Raw genomic sequence first — 24,528 nt, 5'->3', positions numbered from 1 at the left:
CGGACCCCAATTGCCCGCTTCCCCCCAGCGCCGCCGCTTCGCGCTGTTCGTGCTCTTCTTCCTGCCGGGCATCACGATCGCCTCCTGGGTGACCCGGACCCCCGACGTTCGGGATGCGCTCGGCGCGTCGACCGCGGAGATGGGGTTGATCCTCTTCGGCCTGTCGGTCGGGTCGATGGTCGGCATCCTCAGCTCGGGCCGCCTCGTCAGCAGGTTCGGCGCGCGCCCGGTCATCGCCGTCGGCATGACCCTCGTCGCGGCGAGCGCGCTGACGATCGGGGCGGGTGCGGCGCTGGCCTCCGGCGTCGTCGTGGCCCTCGGGCTCGCCCTCTTCGGCCTCGGCATGGGTGGCGCCGAGGTGGCGCTCAACATCGAGGGGGCCGACGTGGAGCGGCAGCTCGGCAAGTCGACGCTGCCCGCCATGCACGGCTTCTTCAGCCTCGGCACCACCATCGGCGCGGTCGGCGGCATCGTCGCAACCGCCACGTCCTTCCCCATCCTGGCTCACCTCAGCATCGCCGCCGTGGTCGTCGCGGTGGGGCTCGTCGTCTCCATCCGCCTCCTTCCCCCGGCTACCGGCAGGGCGGCGCTCGAGGCGAGCGTCGTCAGGGAAGATGCGCCAGCCAGCAGCCCGCTCTGGCGCGACAGGACGCTGCTGCTGATCGGCGTCATCGTGCTGGCGCTCGCCATGGCAGAGGGCAGCGCCAACGACTGGCTCCCTCTGGTGATGGTCGACGGGCACGGTTTCGACGCGGCCTGGGGCTCCGGCATCTTCGCGGTCTTCGCCCTGTCGATGACCGTCGGACGCTTCGTAGGCGGCTCGTTCGTCGACCGCTTCGGCCGGCCCGCGGTGCTGTGCGCGAGCGCGCTGATCGGCGCGGCAGGGTTGGCGCTCATCATCTTCATCGACAACCAGGCGGTCGCCGCCTGCGCCGCGATCCTGTGGGGCCTCGGCACGGCACTCGGCTTCCCCGTCGCCCTCTCGGCCGCAGGTGCCTCGGGCGACCGGCCGGATGCGCGCGTCGCGTTCGCCGCGACGCTCGGCTACATCGCGTTCCTCGTCGGGCCGCCCGCACTCGGCTTCCTCGGCGAGGACTTCGGGCTCCGGTCCGCGCTCATCGCCGTGCTGGCCCTTGTCGCCGTCGCGGCCGTCGCGAGCTGGCTGGTCGGCCGCAGGGCACCGCGGCAGGAGCGCTCCGACGTCGCAGTCGCATCACGATAGAACTCCGAGAATTCGACCTCGCACCACTGAAGATGCTCGCGCGCGCCAGCTACCCAGATCGTTGCGACACAGGCCGATTCAAGCCGCCCGCCGGAACGCCTGAGCGTTGGCGACGACGACTCCGACGATGACGATCGCCCCGCCCACGAGCTGCCCGATCGTGAACGGCTGGCCCGCCAGCAGGGTGAACGCGACCGTGAACACGGTGATCAGGTTCAGGAACACCCCTGCTCGAGCCGCCGGGATGACAGCGAGCGCGCGGTTCCAGAGCAGGTAGGACAGCACCGACGGGAACACGGCAATGAGCAGCAGCGACGTGAGCGCTTCCGCTGAGACCGGGAGCTGCGGGCCGCCCGTCGCGAGGGTGACCGGCGCGACGAGGACCACGGTGATGACCGCCTGGATCGATGTCGAGGTGATCGGCGGCAGCGGCGGCGAGCGGCGGCCGATGATCGTGTAGGCCGTCCAGATGCCGACGGCGCCGAACATGAGCAGCTGCCCGATCCCGAACCCCGCCTTCAGGAACGCGCCGACATCGCCGCCGCTGACGACGACGAACACGCCGACGAGGGCGATCACGACGCCCCAGATGCCGGTACTGGTGAGGCGTTGGTTCAAGAAGACCGCGGCGGCGACTGCGATCACGGCGGGGTTGAACGCGTTGATGAGGGACGCGCTGTAGGCGTCGCTGTACTGCAGTGCGGCGTAGAGCGTCAGGTTGTAGCCGACGAGCCCCGTGCAGCTGAGGGCGAGCAGCCACGGCCAGGCTCGCAGCACCTCACGCCATTTGGGACGCTCCACGAAATGCGCGATCGCGAGCAGCGGCACGGCGGCGAGCGTCCAACGCCACAGCACGAGGCTGAGCGGGTCCATGGTCTTGAGCACTGCCTCGCCGACGATGTAGTTGCTCGCCCAGAACAGGGTCGCCCCGAGCAGCGATAGCACCGCGATCACCAGCGAGCGACGAGCGGATGCATCCTGCGCCGCACCCAACGAGCCCACACTCACGAGCACCCTCCCTGACCCGGGCAGCGGAACGCGGCTCGACCACGTCAGCCTAGCCAGGCGGTACCGCGAGTACGGTCGCTTCGCACCGGACGGAACCTGGCCGCGTGCTTCTGAGCATCCACGAAATGTACAACGGGTGTTATACACTCGATCATGGTCAGAATCACCTGGGACCCTGACGCGGTCGCGCACATGCGCGACCGTCATGGAGTCGAACCCCACCAGGCTGAGGAAGCGCTCGACGACCCGGAGGCTCTCCTCCGCTCACCGGACCCAGCAAGTCGATCCGGCAGATCAGACCGGTACATCGGATGGAGCACATCACTTCAACAGCTACTTGTGGTGATCGTGATCAGGCACGATGGATGCCTCTTCGGCGGCAACGCCTGGCCTGCCAATGCTTCCCATCGAAAACTCTACGAAGAACGGCGAGACAATGACTGACGCACTCCCCCAGGACGCACGCGACGCGATCCGCGCCGAGCTCGAAGCGGACAGCCCCGAGTATCGAGAGGCCACCGCTGAGGGGCAGTGGACGAAACCCAACCATGGGCCATCTCCGCTCTTGACGCTCCGGGTACCCGCGGAGACGCTTGAGGCACTGCAAGCACTTGCGGCGAAGAATGGCGTGTCGCTGTCGACACTCACTCGAGGGTTCATCTTGGAGGGGCTCGCCGCGCACCAGGGCGACGATCTGCGCGTCGCGATCGAGCGCCTCGAGCGTGACCTCGCAGCTGTGAAGGCGCGCGCCCTCGCGAGTTGAGGAGACCTGGCGCGAGTCGCAAAGGGGCCCAGTCGCGTTCCCGTAGCGTTGCTCGTGTGAGAACCGTTGGCGTTGACCTGGCCGCCGAGCCCACCCGGACGGCGCTCGCCGCCATCGAGTGGGGAGCGGATACGGCCCGTGTGGCCGAGCTGCGGCTCGGCATCCACGACGCGGACATCGTCGACCTGTCGGTGGATGCGACGAGCATCGGCATCGATTGCGCGTTCGGCTGGCCCATCGAGTTCGTCGAGTTCGTGACGGCGCACGCAGGACGGGCGACGGGGGCGCGCACGCACTCCGGCATCGACCTGCGTCGGCGTCTCGCCTACCGAAACACCGACCGGGTCGTGCGCGAGCGCACAGGGCGGTGGCCGCTGAGCGTATCCACGGACCGGCTCGGCATGACGGCCATCCACTGCGCCGAGTTGCTCGAGGCGTTCGAGTCGACCGGCGAGGAGGTCGACCGCTCCGGCGGCGGACGCTTCGCCGAGGTCTACCCCGCCGCAGCCCTGCGCGCCTGGGGGCTGCTCACTCCCGGGTACAAGACGAAGCCGGAGGCGCGCGTCCTGGCGGCGGCGGCGCTGCTGGATGCGCTCCCCTGGCTCGAGACGACCGCCGAACAGCGAACGCTCCTCGGCCACTCCGACGACGCCCTCGATGCCCTCGCCGCGTCACTCAACGCGCGCGCCCACGCGCTCGGCAAGACGCTGCCCGTCGCACCAGACCTGCTCGACGCCGCGAAGGTGGAAGGCTGGGTCGCCCTGCCGACCTGCTCCATCGCCGAGCTGGCACCCCACGCCTGACCCCTGACTCCTGACTCCAGCCGGAACCGCCGCCGAGCGCTCAGCCGCCGCACCTAGCATCAGCGCATGACTCGAGCTGCGCGCAACTGGTTCACCGAGGGCGGGCGGGCCTACGCCGACTTCCGCCCCAGCTACCCCGCTTCCCTGGCGGCTGAGCTGGCCGAGCTCACGCCGAGCCCGCACCTCGCCCTCGACGTGGGCTGCGGGAACGGCCAGTTCACGACCACCCTGGGCGACGTCTTCGACGAGGTCATCGGCCTCGATCCGAGCGAGGAGCAGATCGCCAACGCCGCGCCGCATCCGCGCGTCGAGTACGTGCAGGCGCCCGCCGAGTCGCTGCCGATGAGCATCCACGACAACTCCGCCAGCCTGGTCAGCGTCGCCCAGGCCGCGCACTGGTTCGACCTACCCCAGTTCTACGACGAGGTCACCCGAGTGAGCGCCGACGGCGGCATCCTCGCACTCCTCTGCTACGGCATCCTCCACGTCGACGATCCGGCAATCGACGACCGCGCTCAGCGCTTCTACGCCGATGACCTCGACGCCTACTGGCCACCGACGAGGCGCCTCGTCGAACGCGAGTACCGCGACCTCCCCTTCCCGTTCGAGGAGCTCGAGTTCCACGCCCCCAGCATCGAGAAGAACCTCACGCTCGATGCGCTGCTCGGCTACTTCTCGACCTGGTCGGCCGTCCGCGCTGCCCGCGAGGCCGGCCGGGAGCATCTCCTCGAAGACGTCGGCCGTGACCTCGCAGAGCTCTGGGGCGACCCCTCGACCGAGCGCCGGACGACCTGGCCCATCGGCGGTCGGGTCGGACGAGTGAACCGGTAGCGCGGGTCCCGCATCCGCTCGGCAAAGCTGAGTAGCATGCGGACCATGCCCATCAAACTCGAGAACGTCGGCATCGCCGTCCGTGACCTCGAAGCGACCATCGCCTTCTTCACCGACCTTGGCCTCACCGTGCTCGGCCGCGACGAGGTGAGCGGCGAGTGGGCATCCACGGCCGTCGGCCTCGACGGGAACCACGCGAAGATCGCCGTGCTGCAGACCCCGGACGGCCACGGACAACTCGAGCTCTTCGAGTACCTCAACCCCGAGGCCATCGAGACCGAGCCGACGCTGCCCAACGAGATCGGCATGCACCGCGTGGCGTTCTCCGTCGACGACCTCGACGCTTCGCTCGCCATCGCCGCCAGGCACGGCTGCCATCCGCTCCGCGGCGTCGCGAACTACCAGGACGTGTACAGGCTCACCTACCTTCGGGGGCCGAGCGGCATCATCGTGATGCTCGCTCAGGACCTCACGAAGAGCTGACACGCCGCGCAGCAACCGCGACCCCGGTGCCCGGATCGCCGACGAGCGGAACTGAGGACGGAGACCGAGTCGGCAACCGAACTCCAGACCGCTCCCGCCACCTCCGCGGCGTCGCCTACCGTGACCAGCATCAGTGCAAAATCGCTCGAAACCGAGCGCAGATTGGCCAAGCGGGCCGAATCTGCACTGATGTTGGTCAGCCTCCGCCCGAGTCGCCTCCGGTGAAGCGGATTTTCGGCAGCACAACCTGATCCCCGTCGGAGACGGACGCGTTCGACGCGGACTGGAGGTCCCTGACCGACGCGAACCTCGTCACGGAGCTCCGCGTGCGCTCGTCCCTGATCGCGCGCCTGGAGATCGGCGCACTCGGGGGTTCCGCGATCGGTGACGTCGGCTACGCTCTCGCCAGGTACTGGGCGAACGAGACGGGGGTCCTGCCCGTGACCCGTTCGACGTCGACCGAGACCCTCGACAGCTCACCGCTCGCGATCGCCGTGTACGTGCTCACCCAGGCATCGTTCTGCCAGGGCGGCGCGCCCCACTTCACCCGCGACTCGTACGCCTCCTCGAGCGTCTCGTCGTGGAACGTGACGGCGGTGCCGCTGGCGAGCGCGATCGCGTCGGCAATCTCGGCTGCACTGAGGGCCTCTGGCCCCGTCAGGTCGTAGATCGCACCCTGGTGCGCATCAGGTGCGAGCAGCACGCTCGATGCGACCGCGGCGACGTCGGCGCGGCTCACGATCGACACACGCCCGTCTCCCGCGGGGCCGCGCAGCACGCCATCGTCGCCCACGAACATGGGCATGACGTCCATGTAGAAGTTGTCGCGTAGGAAGGTCCATGCTATCCCCGACGCCTTGAGGTGCTCCTCCGTCGCGAAGTGGTCTCGCGCCAGCGTGAACGTCGAGTCCGGCGACGCCCCGAAGAACGACGTGTAGACGACGTGCTCCACTCCGGCGTCTGCCGCCGCGTCGATGAACGCGCGATGCTCGTCGAGACGGGTCTCGCTCTCGGACGCCGACACCATGAAGAGCGTGCGCGCTCCTCGCAGGGCGGCCGTCGAGGCGGCACGATCCGCGTAGCTGAAGGGAGCGACGACGCAACCCGGCAGCTGTGGCGCCTTCGCCGGCGTGCGCGCGAGGAGGAGCTGCGGGGCTCCCGCATCCGCGAGCTGCCTGGCGACGCGTCCGCCGACAGCGCCCGTGCTGCCGGTCACCGCGATGCGGTCCACACGTGATTCGCTCATGCCGCCCTGCTCTCGTCGTACCGGAGCTGCGCATCCCCGACGTCGGACATGTGCTCGGCCGCCCAGTCGGTGAGGATGCGGAGCGGGCCGAGCAGGCTGCGGCCGACCTCCGTCAGCTCGTAGTCGACACGGGGCGGCACCTGCGGGAAGACGGTGCGCGTGACGAGGCCATCGCGTTCCAGTCCGCGGAGCGTCTGGGTGAGCATCTTCTGCGAGACGCCATCGACGGCCGCCTGGATCTCCGAGAATCGCTTCGGCCCGTCGTGCAGCGTGCCGACGACCAGCACCGTCCAGCGATCGCCGATTCGATCAAGCAGTCGCCGCGACGGGCAGTCACGGACGTACGGGTCCCACAGCGGCTCGGACATGGCCCACCCTTCTTCGGAGTATCCACAGGTTACTCAGTCACCAGCAGAGACTCAAGAGCTGCACAAAGGGCACTTCGCGGTAACCGACTCCCCGCAAAGTGCCTTCTTCCCCTCCCCGCAGTCGGTCTCCTACGGTGACCTTCGGCGGCTGAAACGGCCGCCGCGACGAAAGGACCATCATGGCCAAGATCACCATCCTCGGCGGAACCGGATACGCCGGCAGCCACCTCGTCCGGGCGGCAGCCGCCGCTGGCCACGAGGTCACCTCGTTCAGCCGCTCGCGTCCCGCAGAGCCGATCCACGGCGTCAGCTACGTCAACGGCAGCGTGCTCGAGGACGGCACGCTGGAGCACGCGATCGACGGCGCCGAGGTCATCGTCTCCGCACTGGCACCCCGCGGCGAGCTCGAGGGAAGCACCCGCGGACTCCTCGCGAAGGCCGCCGAGCTCGCGGCTTCCAAGGGAGTGCGCTTCGGCGTCATCGGCGGCGCCGGCTCGCTGTTCGTCGCAGAAGGCGGCCCGAGGCTCTTCGACACGGAAGGCTTCCCGGATGCGGTGAAGCCCGAGGCCTCCGAGATGGCGGGCGTGCTCGACGACCTGCGCGCATCCGCCCCCGAACTCGACTGGTTCTACGTGAGCCCTGCCGCCGCGTTCGGCGCCTGGGCGCCGGGCGAGGCGACCGGCGAGTACCGCATCGGCGGCGACGTGCTCCTCACCGACGCGAACGGCGACTCGAACATCTCCGGCGCCGACTTCGCAGCGGCGATCGTCGCCGAGATCGACACCCCCACCCACCGCCGCGCCCGCTTCGGCGTCGCGTACTGACTGACGGCAGCCCCAGCCTCACGCTGCTTGCACTCTTCCTCATCCAGTCGCAGACCTGGGGGTTACGCATGCTCGTTGCTCGGCAAGCATGCGCAACCCCCACGTCTCCGGGAGATGCGACAGCCAGGCGGCCAGACTGACCGGCGGGCCGGTGACACTCAGGCGAGGGCTGCCTACGGGACGATGACCGCGCGACCGCGGATCTCGCCCGCGTGCAGCTTCTCGTAGGCGGTGGTGGCCTCGTCGAGGGAGAACCGTTCGACGTGGATGTTGATGGCCCCGCGCTTCGCGAGCTCGACGACCTCCATGAGCTCCGTCCTGGAGCCCCAGTTGATAGCGCGGCCGGTGACGTCGAGCGGCACCGTCGTCTGACCGATCGGCACCGCACCACTCGCGACGCCGACGACGACAACGGATCCGGCGGCCGCGACCATCTTCGCGGACAGGTCGGCCGTCGGCTGGATGCCGACGAAGTCGAAGACCACCGTCGCGCCCAGGCCGCGGGTGAGGTCCTTGACCGCGGGGACGGCGTCCGGGTTCGACAGGAACGTGTGGTCCGCGCCGACGGTGCGGGCCAGCTCGAGCTGCGGCTCGCCGACATCGAGCACGACGACCGTCGCCGCTGAGAGCGCCTTGAGCAGCTGGATGGCGACGTGGCCGAGGCCGCCTGACCCGATGACCACGGCAGTCGAGCCGGGGACGAGCTTCGGGAGCGCCGACTTCACGGCGCGGTACGGGGTGAGGCCGGCGTCGGTGAGCGACACGTTCTTGACCGGGTCGAGGTCGCCGATCGGCACCAGGTGCCGGGCATCGTCGACGATCATGTACTCGGCCATGCCGCCGTCGCTGAAGATGCCAGGCGCGCGCATCCCCTTCTCGCAGTTCTGCTCAGCTCCGCTTGCGCAGTGGTAGCACCGGCCGCACCCCCACGGGCCGTAGACGATGACCGATTCGCCGATCTCGACGTCGTGGACGCCGCTGCCGATCGCCTCGACGACGCCCGCGACCTCGTGGCCGAGCGTGAGCGGGAGCGGCTTGAAGTAGTACTCCTCCTCGGAGGCACCCATGATGAACTCGTCCGAGTGGCAGGCTCCAGCGGCCGTCACCTTGAGCAGGATCTCGCCGGCAGCAGGCGTCGGGGTGTCGATCTCGACGAGTTCGGGGCGCGAGCCGATCGCGCGGTACTGCAGTGCTTTCATGGCGCTGCCTCTCTCCGGGCGGAGGGACGGCCCGGCGTCATTGGGCGACGCGAAGCGCCGCGAACCCGGAAGGGGGGTCCCGTCCGATGCTACGCCTCGCTATGTGCCGAGTCAGCGACTGCGCGTGAGATTCAGATGAAGAACAGCGCGACTGCGAAGCAGCCAGCCGCGAGCGCGAAGTGCAGCGCCGCCATCTTGTGACTCGCTCTCACTTCCCCTGTCGTGAGACGCGCGTACACCTCGCGGAAGCGCTCCCGGGGTCGATCCTTGAAGAGGATGCCGAGCACAAGCGCGATCACGGTCGGCACCGCGTAGATCACCGTGTATCCCGCGAGCGCTGCAACCGCGGTCGGGGCCGAGACCTCGGCGTCGATGAGGCGCTCCACGGCGAAGAACATGGGGAACGCGTTCGGCAGATCCGCGACCGTCGCGACGACGCCGAGCGGGAACGCGGTGCCCGGATTCACCCAGCGCAGCAGCGGGTACCCGCGGCGCTCACGAGTTCGGAAGCGTCGCACCCCGAACACGAGGAACATGACCCCGAAGCCGAGAAAGATGATGCGGCGCATCCACGCGGCGAGGTCGTCGACGAGCGTCCCGGCGAAGCTCGCCCCGAAGTACACGAGCATCGTCAGCCCGAAGAAGGCGACCGCCGCGCCCGCCGCGTAGACCCAGCCCGTCGGGACGGGTCGCTGCACGGTGAGCAGGATGAGGATGACAACCGCGATCGTCGACAGGTTCAGCGAGTCGATGACGGCGAGGCCGATGAGCGCCGCGACCAGACCGCCGCTCACCCCTCGCTCCCCCACATGCCGTGGACTCTACCGGGCGGGCCGTCCGCCGACTCGCCTCGCCGGCCTCGATGCCCCTCGCGCCTGACCAACTTCAGTGCACATTCGGCTGGAAACGCTCTTCAAAGCCAGCCAGGCTCCGGATGAGCACTGAAGTTGGTCAGGCGGCCCGGGGCAGGGCAGGCGGGGCGAGCAGGGAACGGCAGCTCAGGCAGGCAGCGGCGACCGCAGTCCGGGACCGCGCGCCCTCGCCTCAGCGCATCAGCGCACCGGCACGTCCGCGAGCGCCGCGGCGAGTGCATCCGTGAACCGGTCGATGTCGTTCTCCTGGAACGACAGGGGCGGCCGCACCTTGAGCACGTTGTTGCTGGGACCTGCCGTCGAGGTGAGCACGCGGTGCTCGCGCAGCGCGTTGACGAGCGCGAGCGCCGTCACCCCGTCAGCTTCCTTGCTCGATGCGTCGGAGACGATCTCGACGCCCGTGAACTGCCCGGCGCCGCGGACGTCGCCGATGCGCGCGTCCCCAACCGAGCGGATCGCGGCGCGCAGCTGGTCGCCGACGCTCGCCGCACGTTCCGGCAGCCCTTCGTCGCGCAGCACATCGAGCACCGCCTGCGCGGCGGAGATCGCCACCGGGTTCCCGCCGAATGTGTTGAAGTACGGGATGTTCGTGGCGAACGGCTCGAGCACCTCGGGGCGCGCGGCCATGCCGGAGACGGGGATGCCGTTGCCCATGGGCTTCCCCATGGTGACGATGTCGGGCACGATGTCGTGCCTCGCGAAGCCCCACATGCGTGGCCCGAGGCGACCGAAGCCCGGCTGCACCTCGTCGGCGATCCACACGCCGCCTGCCTCGTGCACGGCGTCGAACGCCGGCTTGAGGAAGCCGCTCGGGTCGGCGGCGACGCCATCGGAAGAGAAGACGGAGTCGGCGAGGAAGGCCGAGAACTTCACCCCGTGCCTGGCGAGGTCGGCGATGGCCGAGCGGATGTCGGCGGCGAGCTTCTCGCCGACGAGCTCGGGGGCGGTTCGGTACGTGTCCGGCCCCGGCACGGTGCGCACCTCGAGCCCGAGCGTCTGCCCACTGCCGAGGGCCGGGGAGACACCCGAGGTCAGCCCGGAGGTGCCGTGGTAGGCCTCGCTCGTGACGATGACGCCGCTGCCGCCGGTGTACGCCGCGGCGACACGCAGGGCTAGGTCGTTCGCCTCCGACCCCGTGCACTGGTACATGACCTGGCCGATCTCCGCCGGCATCGTCGAGAGCAGGTCCTCCGTGTAGTCGAGGATCGCCTCGTGCAGGTAGCGCGTGTGGGTGTTGAGGGTGCCCGCCTGCGCCGCCATCGCCGCCACGACCCGCGGATGCGCGTGGCCGAGGCTCGCGACGTTGTTGTACATGTCGAGGTACTCGACGCCGTCGTTGTCGTAGAGGTACGTGCCGCTGCCCCGCACGAGGTGGACGGGGTTCGAGTAGAAGAGGCGGTAGGAGGGTCCGAGGAGCCGCGTTCGCCGCTCGACCATGGCCTCGGTCTCTGCCGCCGCTGAGGACTCCCCCACCCGGTAGCTGTTGCCGTCCATGATCGTCGATCTGCTCACGTGACGTGTCCTCTCCCGCGGGCGCACTTCGCCCGGTCGGCGCTTCGATCCTGTCCGGCCCAGTCGAGCACACTGTTTCCTCCCGGTAAATCGTGTGTAACGAGTGCCCGTACATCGCTCATCTTCAGCGAATCAGCACCTAGACATGGATCACCCCGCACTCAGCCGGCACACACCAGAGCCGCCGCGATCTGCACTTCCGCTGCACGAATCGCCCCAGCCCGAGGAGACGACCATGATCGAGGCAACGCTCAAGCAACCCGTCTCGGGGCTGCGCGTCTTCGACGCCCTCGTCAAGGGGGAATCGGCTCCCGCCTGGCTGCACGACGGGATGCTCGCAGCCTTCGGGCTCCCGTCCGAGGCCGCGACGAAGCTCATCTCCGTCTCCGAGAACGCGTCGTACCTCGTCGAGCTGGCAGGGCAGCAGATCGGGGTCGTTCGCCTGCAGCAGCCCGGCTACCAGGAGGGCGAGGGGCAGCTCCGCTCGGAGATGCTGTGGGTCGAGGCGATCCGCGACTCGGGATGCGCGGAGGTTCCCTCTCCCATCCCGGGCGCCGACGGGCAGGTGACGCAGAGCATCCCGTCGCCGGACGGGATGGCCCTCAAGGCGGTGTACTTCGAGCATGTTCGCGGCTCGATCCTGCAGGACGTGGAGGACGCGACGCCGTGGTTCACCGAGCTCGGGCAGATCACGGCCCGCCTCCACGACCACGCGCGCAGCTGGCGGCGACCCGCGGGGTTCGACCGCTTCACGTGGGGTCTCCCCGACCTCCTCGGTTCGACCGCGAGGTGGGGCGACTGGCGCCGCGCTTCGCTGACGCCAGCGCAGCTCGACCAGCTGGAGCGCGCCGAGATGTCGGCACTCAGCCTCGTGCAGGCGGCGCCAGCTGGCTGGCAGGACTGGGGGCTCGTGCACTCCGATCTGCGCCCCACGAACGTGATCCGGGACGGCGATCGGCTGGTCGTCATCGACTTCGACGACTCCGGCTTCAGCTGGTTCCTCTACGACTTCGCGTCCGCGCTCACCTTCCAGGAGCACAAGCCCGAGGTGCGCGTCATGGCCCGCAACTGGATCGATGGGTATCGATCCGAGGGGCGCCTGACGGAGGCGCAGCTCAAGCTGGGCTGCGCGCTCTCCATGGTGCGCACGCTCACGATGCTCGGCTGGAGCACGACCCACCGCGATGAGGCGCTCCCGCCGGACCTGCAGGGCGGTGGTGTCATCGACGCCGCGCTGTTCACCGCCGACCGGTTCCTGACCTCCCCGACCTGGCTCATCGACTGACCCTCGCGGCCGACCTCCGCCGACCGCCGCCGCGCACCCGAGGCCGAAGGCCCCACGAGCGTGGCACGCCCGCGAGCCGCCCGCTCCCCAGACTGCTCCACCCGTGCATCCCGCACGCCATCTCCCTCCATGACCCCAACACAAGGAGCCATGTATGCCCGCTGCCGATCTCGCCTGGATGCTCGCCGCATTCGGACTCGTCCTCCTGATGTTCCCCGGAATCTCGTTCTTCTACGGAGGAATGCTCAACAGCAAGAACATGCTCAACATGGCCATGATGGTCTTCGGCTCGATGGCCGTGGTCGCCGTCATCTACGTGCTGTTCGTGCACGGAATGGTGCTCGGAAACTCGGTGGGGGGCGCCGGAATCATCGGTGACCCGCTTGCGTTCGTCGGCATGGAGTCGTTCATGACCGACTCGTCCGAAGGCGACATCATCGCCGTCGACGCCTACTGGGGTGCCTTCTACATCCTGTTCGCCGCCATCAGCATCGCGATCGTCGCATCCGGTGCGGCTGGGCGCATGAAGTACTGGGCGTGGCTGATCTTCGCCGCGCTGTGGACGATCCTCGTCTACGCGCCCCTCGCCCACTGGGTCTTCGCGTTCACGAGCGACGACGGCGAGACGGTCGGCGGGTGGATGCGCAACGTCCTCGGCCTACACGACTACGCGGGTGGCACGGCGGTGCACATGAACGCCGGCGCTTCGGCAGTTGCCCTCGCGCTCGTGCTCGGCCGCCGCAAGAACACGGAGCTTCGCCCGCACAACATGCCGCTTGTCCTTCTCGGCGCCGGCCTGCTCTTCTTCGGCTGGATCGGCTTCAACGGCGGAACGGCCGCAGGCGCGAACTTCCTCGCCGGCTACGTGGTGCTCACGACGACCCTGTCCGCGCTGACCGGCGCGTTGGGCTACCTGCTCATCGAGCGCATCCGCGACAAGCACGCCACGACGCTCGGCATGGCGACGGGCATGATCTCGGGCCTCGTCGGCATCACCCCGGCAGCGGACGCGGTCACCCCGCTCGGCGCGCTGGCCCTCGGCTTCATCACGGGTGCCGTGGTGGCGCTCTGCATCAGCTGGAAGAACCGTGCCAAGGTCGACGACGCGCTCGACGCGTTCTCGGTGCACGGCATCGGCGGTATCGTCGGGGCCCTGTTCGTGGTGTTCCTCGGCGCAGCCGCGGCACCGGCTGGCATCGCGGGCCTCTTCTTCGGCGGGGACCCGAGCCTCCTGTGGCGTGAGCTCGTCGCCATCGTCGTCACGTGCGTCTACGCGTTTGTCGTCACGTACCTGATCGCGTGGGTCATGAACAAGATCGTGCCGATCCGCGTGCCCGACGAGGTGGAGTCGGTCGGTCTCGACCGCGGCATCCACGCCGAGAGCGCCTACGAGTTCGAGGCACGTTGACCATGATGGAGACAGGCCGCTTCGGGGCGCTCGGCAGGTCAGAGTTCACCCCGCGCGATCAGAACACCCAGTCGACGCGCGACCCCCACGACCAGAACGCACAGACAACGCCAGCACAGAAGAGGAGCGCACGCCGATGAAGCTCGTGACCGCAGTGATCCAGCCGACGAAGGTCGACGATGTGAAGGATGCTCTCGAGGCCGCAGGCTTCACGGGCCTCACCATCACCGAGGTGGAGGGGCACGGCCACCAGAAGGGCCTCACCGAGTACTACCGGGGGCAGGCCGTGAAGGTCTCGTTCCGCGCCAAGACACGTGTCGAGGTGCTGGTCGCCGACGAGACGCTCGAGAAGGCTCTGGACGTCGTGGTCGAGGCGGCCCGCACCGGCAACGTCGGCGACGGGAAGGTGTGGGTGACGGATGTCAGCCACGTCGTCCGCGTGCGCACGGGCGAGTCGGGCCCCGCGGCCGTGTAGACCGCGCACCGTGTAGCTCACGCCATCGCGGCGCCCCAGATCGTTGTGGCCCGTTGCTGTTCCCGGCACTGGGAGCAGCAACGGGCCACAACTTTGCGGTTGGGGAGAGGCGCGGGACGAGGCGAGGGCGGGCGGGGGCGAGGGGGCGGGGGTGAGGGCGGGCGAGGGCAGGCGAGGGCGAGAGGGTCAGGCGCCGCGGAGCAGTTGGACGGTGCCGACGCGCGCATCCCAGAGCCGAAGCTCGGTGGCCAGTGCGTGCAGCGGCGCCAGCTCGAGTGCGGACACCGCCAGCTCCAGGTCGGCGAGCTTCAGGCGCCGGGCGAGCGTCACGTGCGGCGTCCAGGTCCCCGGTGTCGTGTGCGGCAGGTCGACTGCGATCTCCGCGTCGCCCGCACGCTCATGCAGCTGGGCATGGAACTCGAGCAGGCCAGCGGATGGCACGACGCTGCGGGCCAGGACGGCGCGCGTTCCGGACGTGAACAGCTGCGGCCCGCCGAGCGTGAGGGCGATCGGCAAGCCGCCTACTGCATCCCGGACGGCATCGATGTCGAGCAGGGGCGGCCCGCCAGGACCCGCTTGGCCGGAAGCCGCGTCAGCAGGCGCACTCTCCCCCTCGCCGCGCGCATCATCTGGCGACGGACTGCGAACGAGCAGCGACAGGTGCGGACGGTTGCTGGCCCCGGTGTGCGCGCCCATGCTGGACACGCCCAGCTCCTGCAGCACCCGCCATTCCTCCCGGATCTGCGTCTCGGTAGCGGTGTCGAACAGCAGCTCGAGGCTGACGATGTCACTCACGGCTCACGCTCCAGCACCTCAGAGAGCGCGGAGTGCGCCGGCGACGGCACGCTGCCCTGCGGCGTCGAGCTCGTGGACGGGCCGCGGGAGGTTCACGGTCGGCACGAGGCCGAGCTGGGCGGCGATGGCGGATGCGACCCGGTAGCTGCCGTGCGCGCGGAACAGCTCCCACAGCGGGTCGAGTCGCGCGGAGAGGCTCATCGCGAGTTCCGCCTCCCCGCCGAGGGCGGCTCGTGTGATGGCGAGGCAGGGCTCGGGTAGGACTCCCGCGAGCACCGAGTACCAGACGTCGCAGCCGCCGAGCAGCCCGGCGGCCGCATATGGGTCTCCGCTGATGCCGACGGAGATGGGCGAGCCGACCTCGTCGCGGAGGGCGGTGACGCGGGCGCTCACCTGGGCGACGTCGAGCGATGCCGGCGGGATCTTGATGGATCGCACGAGGTCGAGGCCGGCGATGCGCGCGTGCAGGGTGTCGCTCACGACGATCCCGGTGGTGGTCGGGTTGTCGTAGACGATGATCGGGATGCCCGAGGTGGCGGCCACGTCCTCGTACAACCCGTACACCTCGTCTTCGGTGAGGGGCTGGTAGGAGACGGGAGCGAGCAGGACCGCCGAGGCCCCCGCGTCCTCCGCGGAGCGCAGGTTCTCGAGCACGTCGCGGGTGCGGAGGGCGCCGATGCCGACGATGACGGGAACAGCGCCAGCGTGCTGGACGGTGAGCTTCGCGACGGCTGCCCGTTCGGCGAGGTCGAGGTAGGCGTAGCTCCCGGTCGAGCCGAGGGCGCTGATGGAGTCGACGCCGGCCGACTGGAGCCGTTCGACGAGCGCCGCATAGCTCGCTGCATCGATGCCCGCCGATGTGACGGGCGTGAGGGGGAAGGCGCTGACGCCCTCGAACAGCGAATCAGACATGGGCTCCCCCTTGGGCGTCGGCGTTCGCGGCGGGCCACGCCAGGTTCAGGGCGGCCCAGTGCAGGAGGAGCACGGTCTTGGCGTCCTGGATCTCACCGCTGGCGACCATGCGAAGCGCCTCATCGAAGTCGAGCGCGACGGATTCGATCTCCTCGCCCTCTTCCTCGACACCGCCACCACCGGTGACCGGGGTGCCCGCCGACCAGGGGGCCGCGAAGAAGTGGATGCTCTCGGTCACGGAGCCCGGGCTCATGAACAGCTCGAAGACGGGCGTCACCTCCCCGACGACGACGCCGAGCTCCTCCTCGGCTTCGCGGCGGATGGCGTCTTCCGGCGAATCTCCGTCGAGGAGGCCGGCCGCGGTCTCGAGCAGCATGCCGTCGGGGTGCCCGTTGACGTAGACGGGGTAGCGGAACTGGCGGCCGAGCAGCACTTTCCGGCTCTCGAGGTCGTAGAGGAGGATCGTGGCGCCGTTGCCGCGGTCGTAGGTCTCACGCTGCTGCGTCGCCCACTCGCCGTCGCGTCCGCGGTAGCGGAACGTGGTGCGACGCAGCACGTGCCACCCGTCGGAGGTGACCTCGACGTTCTCGATCTCGACGTTCGGGTTGCGGGTCAGCTCGCGACCAGCCTGGTCGAGCCCGGTGCGGCCACGACTGTCGGGCACGTCGACGCCGAGGTGACCGTGGGTGAGTGCGTGCTCGTGAGACGACATGGCCTAACGATGCTTCATGCGCCCAGCGAGAGCAAGACGGGCGGCGTGGGAACTTCTAGAGCGCGTCGGCGATCGACAGGCGGCCATCCTCGTAGCTCAGCGCGCGGAGGTCGAGAACGTGAGCGTCGACGACGGCACCTTCGAGGTGGTCGCCGACGCCGATGATGAACCCGACTCCTGCGGCTCGAGCCGCTTCCACGCCCGCCGGGGCATCCTCGAGCGCGACGCAGTCGGCCGGGTCGAGCCCGAGCAGCTCGGCTCCTCGCCGGTAGGGTTCGGCGTCCGGCTTGCCCTTCGTGACGCTCTCGGCGGTCACGAGCGCGGCCGGGACGCGGTGGCCCGCTGCGAGCAGTCTCGCCTCCGCGAGGGCCCGGGTACCGGAGGTGACGACGGCGAAGCTGGCGTCGGGGATGCTCGTCGTGAGGTCGACGGCGCCAGGGATGGCGAGCGTCGCATCCGCTCCCGCGATCTCCGCAGCTTCGAGGGCGGCGAATGCCCCGGCGAACGAGTCGGGCGACACCAGCTGCGCCACGGTGTCCGCGGCGCGCACGCCGTGCTCGACCTGCGTGCGGAAGTCGTAGCCGGGCGCGTGGGTCTCGGCCCACGAGTCCCAGGCGACCGCGGCGGCTTCGAGCGAGTCGACGAGGACGCCGTCGCAGTCGAACAGGAACCCGGCGACGGGGTGGACGGTGGAGGTCATCTGTGCCCTTTCGAGAGCTGGAGGAAGGGGGGTGCGGGCGGGCAGCGACGCGAGCAGGGCGGGAACGTGTGTTCCCGCCCTGCTCGCGTGCGTTGCGCTGCCTTAGCGGCGGGAGCCTGAACCCGTCGAGGTGGACGCTCCAGCCGAAGCCGTGGCTGAACCGAGCTGCGCCGACTCGTCGATGTCCGCAACCTCGGCGCGCAGCTTCGCGCGGTCTCGGCGACCGAGCACGAGGGTGAGCGTGTAGAGGATGGCGAGTGCGACGAAGAGGCCCACGACGATGGCGATCTGGCCACCGGCGATGGAGAGGCCACCGAGCAGCAGACCGAAGACTCCGTAGTCGGCATCAGAGAACGTCGAGTTCGCGAGGCCGACCTCGCCGAGCACCGGCAGGAGGAGGAGCGGCAGGAACGAGATCGCGACACCGTTCGCGAAAGCGCCGAGCACAGCGCCACGGCGCCCGCCTGCAGCGTTGCCGATGACACCGGATGCCGCGCCGGTCATGAAGTGCGCGACGACGCCCGGGACGATGATCGTCGTTCCCATGCCGACCATCGCGAGCATCGCGACGATGCCGCCGACGAAGCTCGAGAGGAAGCCGATGAGCACGGCGTTCGGTGCGAAGGTGAAGACGATCGGCACGTCGAGCGCCGGCTTCGCGTTCTTGACGAGCTTCTCGGAGATGCCCTTGAAGGCGGGGACGATCTCGGCAAGCACGACGCGGACACCGGCGAGGATGATGAACACGCCCGCAGAGAACGTCGCGGCCTGCAGGAGCAGGAAGACGATGAAGTTCTGGCCGTCGGACAGCTCGGTCTCGATGTAGTCGGCACCCGCGAAGAGGCCGACGATGACGTAGATGATCGCCATCGAGATGGCGACGATGACCGTGGTGTCGCGGAGGAAGCCGAGGCCCTTCGGGAAGTTCAGGTCCTCCGTGGACTTGGAGGTTCCCTTGCCGCGGGTTGCGAGGGCCACGAGGCCGCTCAGCGCGATGCCGGTGCCTCCCGTGTGGCCGAGGGCGACGTCATCGGTGCCGGTGACCTTGCGCATGAACGGCTGCACGAGCGCCGGCGAGACGACCATGTAGATGCCCTGGGCGATCGAGCCCCAGAGGATGACGGCCCACGGCTCGAATCCGGCCGCGCCGAAGATGACGGCGAACATCGCCGCGATGTAGAACGCCACGTGACCCGAGAGGTAGACGTACTTGAAGCGCGTCGTCGCGGCCAGGAAGATGTTGACGACCATGCCGAAGAAGAAGATGAGCGCGGCCGCGGCGCCGTAGTCGAGCAGCACCTGCGCGACGATGGCCTCGTTGTTGGGCACGACGCCCTGCACGTCGAAGGCGGCCTGGAACATCACGCCGAACGGGTCGAGGGACCCGACGACGACGCCGGCGCCGGCCGCGAGCACGAGGAAGCCGACGAGCGTGCGGACCGTGCCCTTCAGCACGTCGCTGAAGCCCTTGCCCTGGACCGCGAGCCCGATCAGGGCGATGAGCGCGACGATGACGGCGGGCTGGGTGAAGATGTCCAAGAAGACATCGAGTACTGCATCCATCGGATGCTGTCCTTTCGATGGAGCCGAAGACGCGGGAGAGCGCTCCGGAAAGTGGGGAGAAGGAGGGGCCGGCTACGCGGTCGCGATGCCGTTGCGGTTGAGTGCTTCGCCGACTTTGGCGCGCAGCTCGTTCAAGTCGATGATGCTGTCGAGGGCGACGACGTCGCCGAGGTCCTGGGCTGCTTCCGCGATGTCGCGTCCGACGAAGATGGTGTCGGCGTCACCGCGGCTCACGGAGCCGAGGTCGGCGTGGTCGACGGTCACGTCGGTGACGCCGAGCTCCTTGAGGACCTTCTCGATGTTGAGGTGGACCATGAAGCTGCTGCCGAGGCCTGAGCTGCAGACTGCGAGGAATTTCGTCATTGATGTTCTCCTGCGTTCAGGACCGCCATGACTTCGGCGGTCGTTGTCGCAGCGAGCAGGGAGTTGCGGGCTGCGTCGTCGGTGAGGAGCTCTCCGAGCTTGGCCATCGTGGCGAGGTGACTCGATGAGTCGGTCGCCGCGAGGCAGAGGAAGAGCGTTATGGGATGCGCGGGTTCGTCGTTGAGCAGCACCGCTGGGCGGACCCAGAGGGCGGAGAGCCCGGTCTCGAGCACGCCGTGCTCGGGGCGCGAGTGCGCCAGGGCGATGCCGTAGCCGAGGTCGATGTAGGTGCCGCCTGCGGCGATGGACGCGAGCATCGCATCCACGTACTGCCGTGTGATCGCGGCCGATTCGAGGAGGGGTTCGCTGACGAGTTCGATCGCGTCGCGCCACCCTTCGACGTGGTCGGCGAAGCGGATGTTCTCGGGGCTCAGATGGTCGATCATGTTCGGTCAGTCCTCCTGTGAAGGTGCGCCGCTCGAGCGCAGGCTCAGTGAGATCTCGCTGTTCTCCGGCGTGTGCCAGGCCGTGCCTTCTGCCACGGCCCGGCCATCGGCGTCGAACACGGTCGAGGAGATGCCGAGGAGCCGCATCCCGACGGGGATGTCGAGGTTGAGGGCGATCTCGGGAGTTGCCTCCTCGACGGTCACGACGAGGTCGTTGCGGTGCAGGGTCACGCCGTAGCGCTCGTTCAGGTACGCGTACAGGGACGCCTCGGAGAAGTCGGCGGTCTGCGCGTCGGGAAAGCGCTCGTAGGGCAGGTACGTGACGACGTACTGGTGCAGCTGGTCGTTCACGTAGCGCAGGCGGACGAGTTCGACGACGGTTGCGGCGAAGTCGATGCCGAGGAGCTTCGCGATGCTCTCGGAGGCCGGCGCGAGGCCTTGCCGGAGCACACGCGTCTTGACGGTGTGCCCTGCCGAGGTCTGCTGACGGTGGAAGCCGGTGACCTCGTCGGCGAATCGCTCGGGGTAGTGGACGCCGGCCTGCGGTTCGGAGACGAAGGTCCCTCGTCCGTGCTCTCGCGTGAGCCTGCCGTCTTGGACGAGCCCGTCGACAGCGTGCCGGAGCGTGATCCGGCTCACTTCGAACTCCGCGCACAGGGTGGGCTCGGCCGGGAGCCGTTCGCCGATCTCCATCGTCGATACCCGCTCGAGCAGGCTCTTGCGCACCGCCAGGTACTTGCTGGTGCCGGCGTTTGCCTCCATGATCGCCTCCTCGCGCTCATCTGTGCCAACTACATTCGTTATGTCGTCATGATGACACGAAGCTCGACAGAGCGCAACGCCGAGCACGCACCCCCGATTTTCCGGGCTTCCTGCGGCTTGCTTCCCAAGTCGTTATGACGACATAATCACTCCATGACACTCACCACGGAGCCCTCCCCCGACGCGACCCTCGACAACGACCTCGACGCCGACGTCGTCATCGCCGCGCGACTGCTCTCGCTCGACGCCGTCGAGCAGGCGAAATCCGGCCACCCGGGGGCCGCGATCGCGCTCGCGCCGCTCGCGACGCTGCTCTTCCAGAAGCACATCCGCCACGACCCCAGAGACCCCGAGTGGGCCGGACGCGACCGCTTCGTCCTCTCCTGCGGGCACGCCAGCATCCTCCTCTACACGCAGCTGCACCTGACCGGCTACGACGTCACGCTCGACGACATCCGCGCGTTCCGCACCCTCGACTCCCGCACCCCGGGACACCCCGAATACGGGCACACGGCAGGCGTCGAGACGACCACGGGACCGCTCGGCCAGGGCCTCGGCACGGCCGTCGGCATGGCCATGGGGTTCGCGCACGAGCGCGCGCTCTTCGACGCCGACGCAGACGCTGGCGAGTCGATCTTCGACCGCCGCGTCTGGGTGCTGGCCTCTGACGGCGACCTGCAGGAAGGCATCTCCTACGAAGCCGGTGCACTCGCCGGTCGCCTCGGCCTCGACAACCTCACCGTGGTCTACGACGACAACGACATCCAGATCGAGGGCGACACCCGCCTGACGAGCAGCGAACGGACCGCCGACCGCTTCCGCGCCCAGGGGTGGCACGTCGAGGAGGTCGAGCTCCGGGCCGACGGCGAGGTCGACACCGCCGCAGTCGATGCGCACCTCAGCGCCCCCGGCCCCGCCGGGAAGCCGCGCCTCGTGATCGTGAAGTCGCAGATCGCGTTCCCCTCCCCCGGCGCCGTCGGCACCGCTGCCTCGCACGGCGCACCACTTGGTGCCGTGGAGGCATCCGCTCTCCGGGAGGTGCTCGGAGTCACGACGGGGCCATTCGAGATCGCCGACGATGTCCTGCGCACCGCGAGGAAGGCCGTCGACCGCGGCGCCGAGCTGCACGCACGCTGGGACGCGGACGCCGCAGCGTGGCGGGCGGGCAGGCCAGAGCTTGCCGCCGCGCACGCAGCCTTCGCCTCCCGCCACCTGCCCACCGACCTGGACAGCGTGCTGCCCTCGTTCGAGATCGGCACGAGCGTCTCCACTCGAGACGCCTCCGGCGCCGCCATCCAGGCCCTCGCCGCAGCGACTCCTTCGCTCTGGGGCGGCTCGGCGGACCTCGCGGAACCGAACCGCACAGCCATCCACGACGGCGGCTCGTTCCTGCCGCCCTCCACCGAGCTGGGCTCCTACGCCGGGCGCAACATCCACTGGGGAGTCAGGGAGCACGCGATGGCCGCCGCCATGAACGGCATCGCCCTCTCCGGCGGCTGGCGCGTCTTCGCCGGCACGTTCCTGGTCTTCAGCGACTACCAGCGCCCCTCCATCCGCCTGGCCTCGCTCATGGGAGTGCCGGTGACCTACGTGTGGTCCCACGACTCGGTCGCGCTCGGCCAGGACGGGCCGACGCACCAGCCCATCGAGCACCTCGCGAGCCTGCGCGCCATCCCCGGCTTCACGGTCGTGCGCCCCGCAGACGCGAACGAGACCGTGGCCGCCTGGAGCGCCATCGCTCGCAGCGAGCGGCCGAGCGGACTCGTGCTCGGTCGCCAGGGCGTGCCGGTCCTTGACCTGCCGGCCGACGCGGTCCGTGAGGGCGTGCCCCGCGGCGGGTACGTCGTCTCCGACGTCGAATCGCCCGCAGCCGTCGTCATCGCGACGGGCAGCGAGGTGGCGCTCGCCCTCGAGGCCGCGGAACGTCTCGCCGCCGACGGCGTGCTCGTCCGGGTCGTCTCCATGCCGAGTCGCGAATGGTTCGCGGCCCAGGACGCCGACTACCGCGAGGCCGTCATCCCGAGCCAGCTCACGGCTCGCGTGATCGTCGAGGCTGCGACCTCGTTCGGCTGGCACGACCTCGCCGGCGCGCACGGCGAGATCGTCGGCATCGACGAGTTCGGCCTCTCGGCGCCCGCCGACCAGGCGCTTGCAGCCCGCGGCATGACCACCGAGCGAGTCGTCGAGGCGGTGCGGGCGACGATCAGCCGCTCTGCGTGAGGCTCCCCGCGTTGCACCGACGAGCCTCGTCGGTGCAACGCGGCGTCATGTAACCCGGCGGTCCCAGGTCACGGGAATAGCTTGCAGGTACAAGCGGTTGTTGTCCTTCGGGTTGCAACGACCATGCCCCACAGACCCCGCGCATCGCGCATCGAACGGAGACCCATGACCGAGCAGCTGACCGTCCGCAACGAGACCTCCGTCCCGATCCTCGACGCCCTCTCCGACCGCTGGAGCCCCCGCGGCTTCGACGCGAACCACGCCATCGCGGATGAGGACCTCAGGGCCATCTTCGAGGCGGGACGCTGGGCTCCGTCGGCGAGCAACACGCAGCCCACGACGCTCGTCGCCGGAGTCCGCGGCACGGCGACGTTCGACAAGATCTACGGCACGCTCATGGAGTTCAACCTCGCCTGGGCCGACCGGGCCTCCGTGCTCATCGCGGTCACCGTCGAGCACGAACGCGACGGCAAGCCCCTGCGCTGGGCCGAGTACGACGCCGGCCAGGTCGCCGCACACCTCTCGATCGAGGCGCAGTCGCGCGGCCTCCACACGCACCAGCTGGGTGGCATCCACGTGGATGCCCTCGCGGAGGCCCTCGAGCTGCCTGCGGGCCGCGCCCCGATCACGGTCATCGCCGTCGGCCAGCACGACGACTCCGACGCCGTGAGCGAGGAGATCCGCGCCCGCGACACCTCGCCCCGCTCGCGCCGGGAGCTCAGCGACTTCGCCCAGATCGAGCGCTGAGAGCGACAGATCGCAGCGGGCGCCGCCGCATCCCCGGCTCGCCCCAGCCGCGTGGCGTATACACGTTGACGGCGGACGTCCCCACCGCCGGTTCCGGGCACCGAGCCCCGGCACCGCAGGACCCAACTTCATGACAGCAGGAGCAGAGGAGCGCACAATGACAAATGTCAGCACCGCCGACCGCGCCAACCGTTTGGCTGAACTTCACCAGGCCCCGGAGATCCTCCGAGTCGTGAACGTGTGGGACGCGATCAGCGCCCAGACGGTCGCGGCGCTCCCGGAGACGCAGGCCATCGCGACCGCGGGCCACTCGATCGCGGCCTCCTACGGCTACCCGGACGGCGGCATGTCGCTCGACGTCGCCCTCGCAGGGGCGAAGGTCATCGTGGATGCGGTGGACCTGCCCGTCACGGCAGACCTCGACGACGGCTACGACGACCCGGCGGAGACCATCCGTCGCGCGATCGGCCTCGGCATCGTCGGCGCGAACGTCGAGGACCGCCTGCGGCCGTTCGACGAGTCCGTCGCCCGCGTCGCCGCGATCATCCGCGCCGCTGAAGCCGAGGGCGTCAACTTCCAGCTCAACGCCCGAACCGATGCCATCGCGCGCGGCGGCGAGCGCCCCATCTCGGAGAGCATCGACGACGCCATCGCGCGCGGTCGCGCGTTCCTCGATGCGGGTGCGTCCCTCGTCTTCGTCCCCGGCGCGGTCACCCGCGAGACGGTGGAGCCGCTCGTCGAGGGCCTCGGCGCCGGCAAGCTGTCCGTCATCGGCCTCCCCGGCGCGCTCACCGCCGCCGAGTTCCAGGAGCTGGGCGTCGCCCGCGTCTCCTACGGACCGCTCACGCAGAGGGTCGCCCTGCGCGCGCTGCGCGACCTCGCCATCGACCTGTACGGCAATGGGGTCATCCCGACTGACACCCCGGCACTCAACTAGGCACGAGCATCCACGCCCCGAGCGGGGCGAGACGCAGAGCGGACTTGTGGTCGTCAACCCTCACGGTTGACG

The 24,528-nt window shown here is 69.4% G+C and carries 26 protein-coding genes; 12 read left to right on the top strand and 14 right to left on the bottom strand.

Translation table 11 applies throughout. The annotated features are described in order from the left end of the window. Positions 1-10: 10 nt before the first annotated feature. Positions 11-1,222: an MFS transporter gene (locus ITJ67_RS15195; RefSeq protein ID WP_194678194.1), complete on the top strand. Its 1,212-nt coding sequence runs from the start codon at positions 11-13 to the stop codon at positions 1,220-1,222. A 78-nt stretch (positions 1,223-1,300) separates the two neighbouring features. On the opposite strand, the gene ITJ67_RS15190 is transcribed toward ITJ67_RS15195, so the two are convergent. Then, on the bottom strand, positions 1,301-2,230 hold the full coding sequence (locus ITJ67_RS15190) for a DMT family transporter (protein ID WP_323741481.1): 930 nt from the start codon (positions 2,228-2,230) through the stop codon (positions 1,301-1,303). Positions 2,231-2,666: 436 nt separating this feature from the next. Between ITJ67_RS15190 and ITJ67_RS15185 the strand changes: the two genes are divergently transcribed. The 4 genes from ITJ67_RS15185 (at position 2,667) to ITJ67_RS15170 (ending at position 5,110) form a co-directional block, all read left to right on the top strand. Continuing rightward, the gene (locus ITJ67_RS15185) at positions 2,667-2,993 is read left to right on the top strand and encodes a ribbon-helix-helix protein, CopG family (RefSeq protein ID WP_160074545.1); all 327 of its coding nucleotides are present in this window, start codon (positions 2,667-2,669) and stop codon (positions 2,991-2,993) included. Positions 2,994-3,049: 56 nt separating this feature from the next. Continuing rightward, on the top strand, positions 3,050-3,796 hold the full coding sequence (locus ITJ67_RS15180) for a DUF429 domain-containing protein (protein WP_160074547.1): 747 nt from the start codon (positions 3,050-3,052) through the stop codon (positions 3,794-3,796). A 66-nt stretch (positions 3,797-3,862) separates the two neighbouring features. After that, positions 3,863-4,627, top strand: a complete 765-nt coding sequence (locus tag ITJ67_RS15175) for a class I SAM-dependent methyltransferase (RefSeq protein WP_160074549.1) — start codon at positions 3,863-3,865, stop codon at positions 4,625-4,627. Between the two features lie 45 nt (positions 4,628-4,672). After that, entirely contained in the window at positions 4,673-5,110 is a 438-nt protein-coding gene (locus ITJ67_RS15170; protein WP_160074551.1) for a VOC family protein, read from the top strand. Positions 5,111-5,504: 394 nt separating this feature from the next. Here ITJ67_RS15170 and ITJ67_RS15165 read toward each other — a convergent pair whose 3' ends face one another. Then, complete coding sequence (locus tag ITJ67_RS15165) at positions 5,505-6,356, bottom strand: SDR family oxidoreductase (protein ID WP_160074553.1); 852 nt, start codon at positions 6,354-6,356, stop codon at positions 5,505-5,507. Next, positions 6,353-6,724: a winged helix-turn-helix transcriptional regulator gene (locus tag ITJ67_RS15160; RefSeq protein ID WP_104244573.1), complete on the bottom strand. Its 372-nt coding sequence runs from the start codon at positions 6,722-6,724 to the stop codon at positions 6,353-6,355. Before ITJ67_RS15160 ends, ITJ67_RS15165 begins: the two co-directional genes overlap by 4 nt. 179 nt (positions 6,725-6,903) lie before the next feature. On the opposite strand from ITJ67_RS15160, the gene ITJ67_RS15155 reads away from it, so the two are divergent. Next, positions 6,904-7,548, top strand: a complete 645-nt coding sequence (locus tag ITJ67_RS15155) for an NAD(P)-dependent oxidoreductase (protein ID WP_160074555.1) — start codon at positions 6,904-6,906, stop codon at positions 7,546-7,548. 173 nt (positions 7,549-7,721) lie between these two features. Here ITJ67_RS15155 and ITJ67_RS15150 read toward each other — a convergent pair whose 3' ends face one another. The 3 genes from ITJ67_RS15150 to ITJ67_RS15140 form a co-directional block, all read right to left on the bottom strand. Then, positions 7,722-8,747: an NAD(P)-dependent alcohol dehydrogenase gene (locus ITJ67_RS15150; RefSeq protein ID WP_194678192.1), complete on the bottom strand. Its 1,026-nt coding sequence runs from the start codon at positions 8,745-8,747 to the stop codon at positions 7,722-7,724. A 131-nt stretch (positions 8,748-8,878) separates the two neighbouring features. After that, on the bottom strand, positions 8,879-9,541 hold the full coding sequence (locus ITJ67_RS15145; protein WP_194678191.1) for a GAP family protein: 663 nt from the start codon (positions 9,539-9,541) through the stop codon (positions 8,879-8,881). 258 nt (positions 9,542-9,799) lie between these two features. Then, a complete protein-coding gene (locus ITJ67_RS15140; RefSeq protein WP_201297757.1) occupies positions 9,800-11,131 on the bottom strand; it encodes an aspartate aminotransferase family protein in 1,332 nt (443 codons plus the stop codon). A 235-nt stretch (positions 11,132-11,366) separates the two neighbouring features. Here ITJ67_RS15140 and ITJ67_RS15135 point away from each other — a divergent pair, with 235 nt between their 5' ends. The 3 genes from ITJ67_RS15135 to ITJ67_RS15125 all read left to right on the top strand — a co-directional run bounded on the left by ITJ67_RS15135 (position 11,367) and on the right by ITJ67_RS15125 (position 14,299). Beyond that, positions 11,367-12,416: a phosphotransferase enzyme family protein gene (locus ITJ67_RS15135; RefSeq protein WP_194678190.1), complete on the top strand. Its 1,050-nt coding sequence runs from the start codon at positions 11,367-11,369 to the stop codon at positions 12,414-12,416. A gap of 154 nt (positions 12,417-12,570) precedes the next feature. Then, the gene (locus ITJ67_RS15130; RefSeq protein ID WP_160074565.1) at positions 12,571-13,824 is read left to right on the top strand and encodes an ammonium transporter; all 1,254 of its coding nucleotides are present in this window, start codon (positions 12,571-12,573) and stop codon (positions 13,822-13,824) included. 136 nt (positions 13,825-13,960) lie between these two features. Next, complete coding sequence (locus ITJ67_RS15125) at positions 13,961-14,299, top strand: P-II family nitrogen regulator (protein WP_104332770.1); 339 nt, start codon at positions 13,961-13,963, stop codon at positions 14,297-14,299. 186 nt (positions 14,300-14,485) lie between these two features. Here the strand turns inward: ITJ67_RS15125 and ITJ67_RS15120 are convergent, their stop codons facing one another. The 8 genes from ITJ67_RS15120 to ITJ67_RS15085 all read right to left on the bottom strand — a co-directional run bounded on the left by ITJ67_RS15120 (position 14,486) and on the right by ITJ67_RS15085 (position 20,552). After that, complete coding sequence (locus ITJ67_RS15120) at positions 14,486-15,094, bottom strand: 2'-5' RNA ligase family protein (RefSeq protein WP_323741480.1); 609 nt, start codon at positions 15,092-15,094, stop codon at positions 14,486-14,488. An 18-nt stretch (positions 15,095-15,112) separates the two neighbouring features. Then, positions 15,113-16,006: a dihydrodipicolinate synthase family protein gene (locus ITJ67_RS15115; RefSeq protein WP_228503033.1), complete on the bottom strand. Its 894-nt coding sequence runs from the start codon at positions 16,004-16,006 to the stop codon at positions 15,113-15,115. Then, positions 15,999-16,718, bottom strand: a complete 720-nt coding sequence (locus ITJ67_RS15110) for an NUDIX domain-containing protein (protein ID WP_194678189.1) — start codon at positions 16,716-16,718, stop codon at positions 15,999-16,001. The genes ITJ67_RS15115 and ITJ67_RS15110 overlap by 8 nt, the downstream gene beginning before the upstream one ends. A gap of 55 nt (positions 16,719-16,773) precedes the next feature. Beyond that, on the bottom strand, positions 16,774-17,418 hold the full coding sequence (locus ITJ67_RS15105) for an HAD-IA family hydrolase (RefSeq protein WP_194678188.1): 645 nt from the start codon (positions 17,416-17,418) through the stop codon (positions 16,774-16,776). A gap of 102 nt (positions 17,419-17,520) precedes the next feature. After that, the gene (locus ITJ67_RS15100; RefSeq protein ID WP_160070622.1) at positions 17,521-18,981 is read right to left on the bottom strand and encodes a PTS ascorbate transporter subunit IIC; all 1,461 of its coding nucleotides are present in this window, start codon (positions 18,979-18,981) and stop codon (positions 17,521-17,523) included. Positions 18,982-19,053: 72 nt separating this feature from the next. Next, a complete protein-coding gene (locus tag ITJ67_RS15095) occupies positions 19,054-19,344 on the bottom strand; it encodes a PTS sugar transporter subunit IIB (protein WP_160070623.1) in 291 nt (96 codons plus the stop codon). Beyond that, entirely contained in the window at positions 19,341-19,790 is a 450-nt protein-coding gene (locus ITJ67_RS15090) for a PTS sugar transporter subunit IIA (RefSeq protein ID WP_160070624.1), read from the bottom strand. Before ITJ67_RS15090 ends, ITJ67_RS15095 begins: the two co-directional genes overlap by 4 nt. A 6-nt stretch (positions 19,791-19,796) precedes the next feature. Further along, the gene (locus ITJ67_RS15085; protein ID WP_160070625.1) at positions 19,797-20,552 is read right to left on the bottom strand and encodes a GntR family transcriptional regulator; all 756 of its coding nucleotides are present in this window, start codon (positions 20,550-20,552) and stop codon (positions 19,797-19,799) included. 153 nt (positions 20,553-20,705) lie between these two features. Between ITJ67_RS15085 and tkt the strand changes: the two genes are divergently transcribed. The 3 genes from tkt (at position 20,706) to ITJ67_RS15070 (ending at position 24,456) form a co-directional block, all read left to right on the top strand. Further along, positions 20,706-22,772 (top strand): transketolase, encoded by a 2,067-nt coding sequence (gene tkt, locus ITJ67_RS15080; RefSeq protein ID WP_194678187.1) that lies wholly within the window; start codon positions 20,706-20,708, stop codon positions 22,770-22,772. Between the two features lie 165 nt (positions 22,773-22,937). After that, the gene (locus ITJ67_RS15075) at positions 22,938-23,519 is read left to right on the top strand and encodes a nitroreductase family protein (RefSeq protein WP_194678186.1); all 582 of its coding nucleotides are present in this window, start codon (positions 22,938-22,940) and stop codon (positions 23,517-23,519) included. A gap of 157 nt (positions 23,520-23,676) precedes the next feature. Beyond that, positions 23,677-24,456, top strand: a complete 780-nt coding sequence (locus ITJ67_RS15070) for an isocitrate lyase/PEP mutase family protein (protein ID WP_194678185.1) — start codon at positions 23,677-23,679, stop codon at positions 24,454-24,456. Positions 24,457-24,528: the final 72 nt, after the last annotated feature.

It is taken from the genome of Pseudoclavibacter sp. VKM Ac-2867, from assembly GCF_015351275.1.
Lineage (GTDB): Bacteria > Actinomycetota > Actinomycetes > Actinomycetales > Microbacteriaceae > Pseudoclavibacter.
The sequence above is the reverse complement of the archived record's forward strand: the minus strand, read 5'-3'. Positions and strand labels throughout refer to the sequence as shown.

Excerpts from the sequence above, each read along its gene's own strand:
- ITJ67_RS15185 (WP_160074545.1), top strand. The coding sequence starts at position 2,667 with ATGACTGACGCACTCCCCCAGGACGCACGCGACGCGATCCGCGCCGAG.
- ITJ67_RS15175 (WP_160074549.1), top strand. The coding sequence starts at position 3,863 with ATGACTCGAGCTGCGCGCAACTGGTTCACCGAGGGCGGGCGGGCCTAC.
- ITJ67_RS15170 (WP_160074551.1), top strand. The coding sequence starts at position 4,673 with ATGCCCATCAAACTCGAGAACGTCGGCATCGCCGTCCGTGACCTCGAA.
- ITJ67_RS15165 (WP_160074553.1), bottom strand. The coding sequence starts at position 6,356 with ATGAGCGAATCACGTGTGGACCGCATCGCGGTGACCGGCAGCACGGGC.
- ITJ67_RS15160 (WP_104244573.1), bottom strand. The coding sequence starts at position 6,724 with ATGTCCGAGCCGCTGTGGGACCCGTACGTCCGTGACTGCCCGTCGCGG.
- ITJ67_RS15155 (WP_160074555.1), top strand. The coding sequence starts at position 6,904 with ATGGCCAAGATCACCATCCTCGGCGGAACCGGATACGCCGGCAGCCAC.
- ITJ67_RS15150 (WP_194678192.1), bottom strand. The coding sequence starts at position 8,747 with ATGAAAGCACTGCAGTACCGCGCGATCGGCTCGCGCCCCGAACTCGTC.
- ITJ67_RS15135 (WP_194678190.1), top strand. The coding sequence starts at position 11,367 with ATGATCGAGGCAACGCTCAAGCAACCCGTCTCGGGGCTGCGCGTCTTC.
- ITJ67_RS15130 (WP_160074565.1), top strand. The coding sequence starts at position 12,571 with ATGCCCGCTGCCGATCTCGCCTGGATGCTCGCCGCATTCGGACTCGTC.
- ITJ67_RS15125 (WP_104332770.1), top strand. The coding sequence starts at position 13,961 with ATGAAGCTCGTGACCGCAGTGATCCAGCCGACGAAGGTCGACGATGTG.
- ITJ67_RS15115 (WP_228503033.1), bottom strand. The coding sequence starts at position 16,006 with ATGTCTGATTCGCTGTTCGAGGGCGTCAGCGCCTTCCCCCTCACGCCC.
- ITJ67_RS15110 (WP_194678189.1), bottom strand. The coding sequence starts at position 16,718 with ATGTCGTCTCACGAGCACGCACTCACCCACGGTCACCTCGGCGTCGAC.
- ITJ67_RS15105 (WP_194678188.1), bottom strand. The coding sequence starts at position 17,418 with ATGACCTCCACCGTCCACCCCGTCGCCGGGTTCCTGTTCGACTGCGAC.
- ITJ67_RS15100 (WP_160070622.1), bottom strand. The coding sequence starts at position 18,981 with ATGGATGCAGTACTCGATGTCTTCTTGGACATCTTCACCCAGCCCGCC.
- ITJ67_RS15095 (WP_160070623.1), bottom strand. The coding sequence starts at position 19,344 with ATGACGAAATTCCTCGCAGTCTGCAGCTCAGGCCTCGGCAGCAGCTTC.
- ITJ67_RS15090 (WP_160070624.1), bottom strand. The coding sequence starts at position 19,790 with ATGATCGACCATCTGAGCCCCGAGAACATCCGCTTCGCCGACCACGTC.
- ITJ67_RS15085 (WP_160070625.1), bottom strand. The coding sequence starts at position 20,552 with ATGGAGGCAAACGCCGGCACCAGCAAGTACCTGGCGGTGCGCAAGAGC.
- tkt (WP_194678187.1), top strand. The coding sequence starts at position 20,706 with ATGACACTCACCACGGAGCCCTCCCCCGACGCGACCCTCGACAACGAC.
- ITJ67_RS15075 (WP_194678186.1), top strand. The coding sequence starts at position 22,938 with ATGACCGAGCAGCTGACCGTCCGCAACGAGACCTCCGTCCCGATCCTC.
- ITJ67_RS15070 (WP_194678185.1), top strand. The coding sequence starts at position 23,677 with ATGACAAATGTCAGCACCGCCGACCGCGCCAACCGTTTGGCTGAACTT.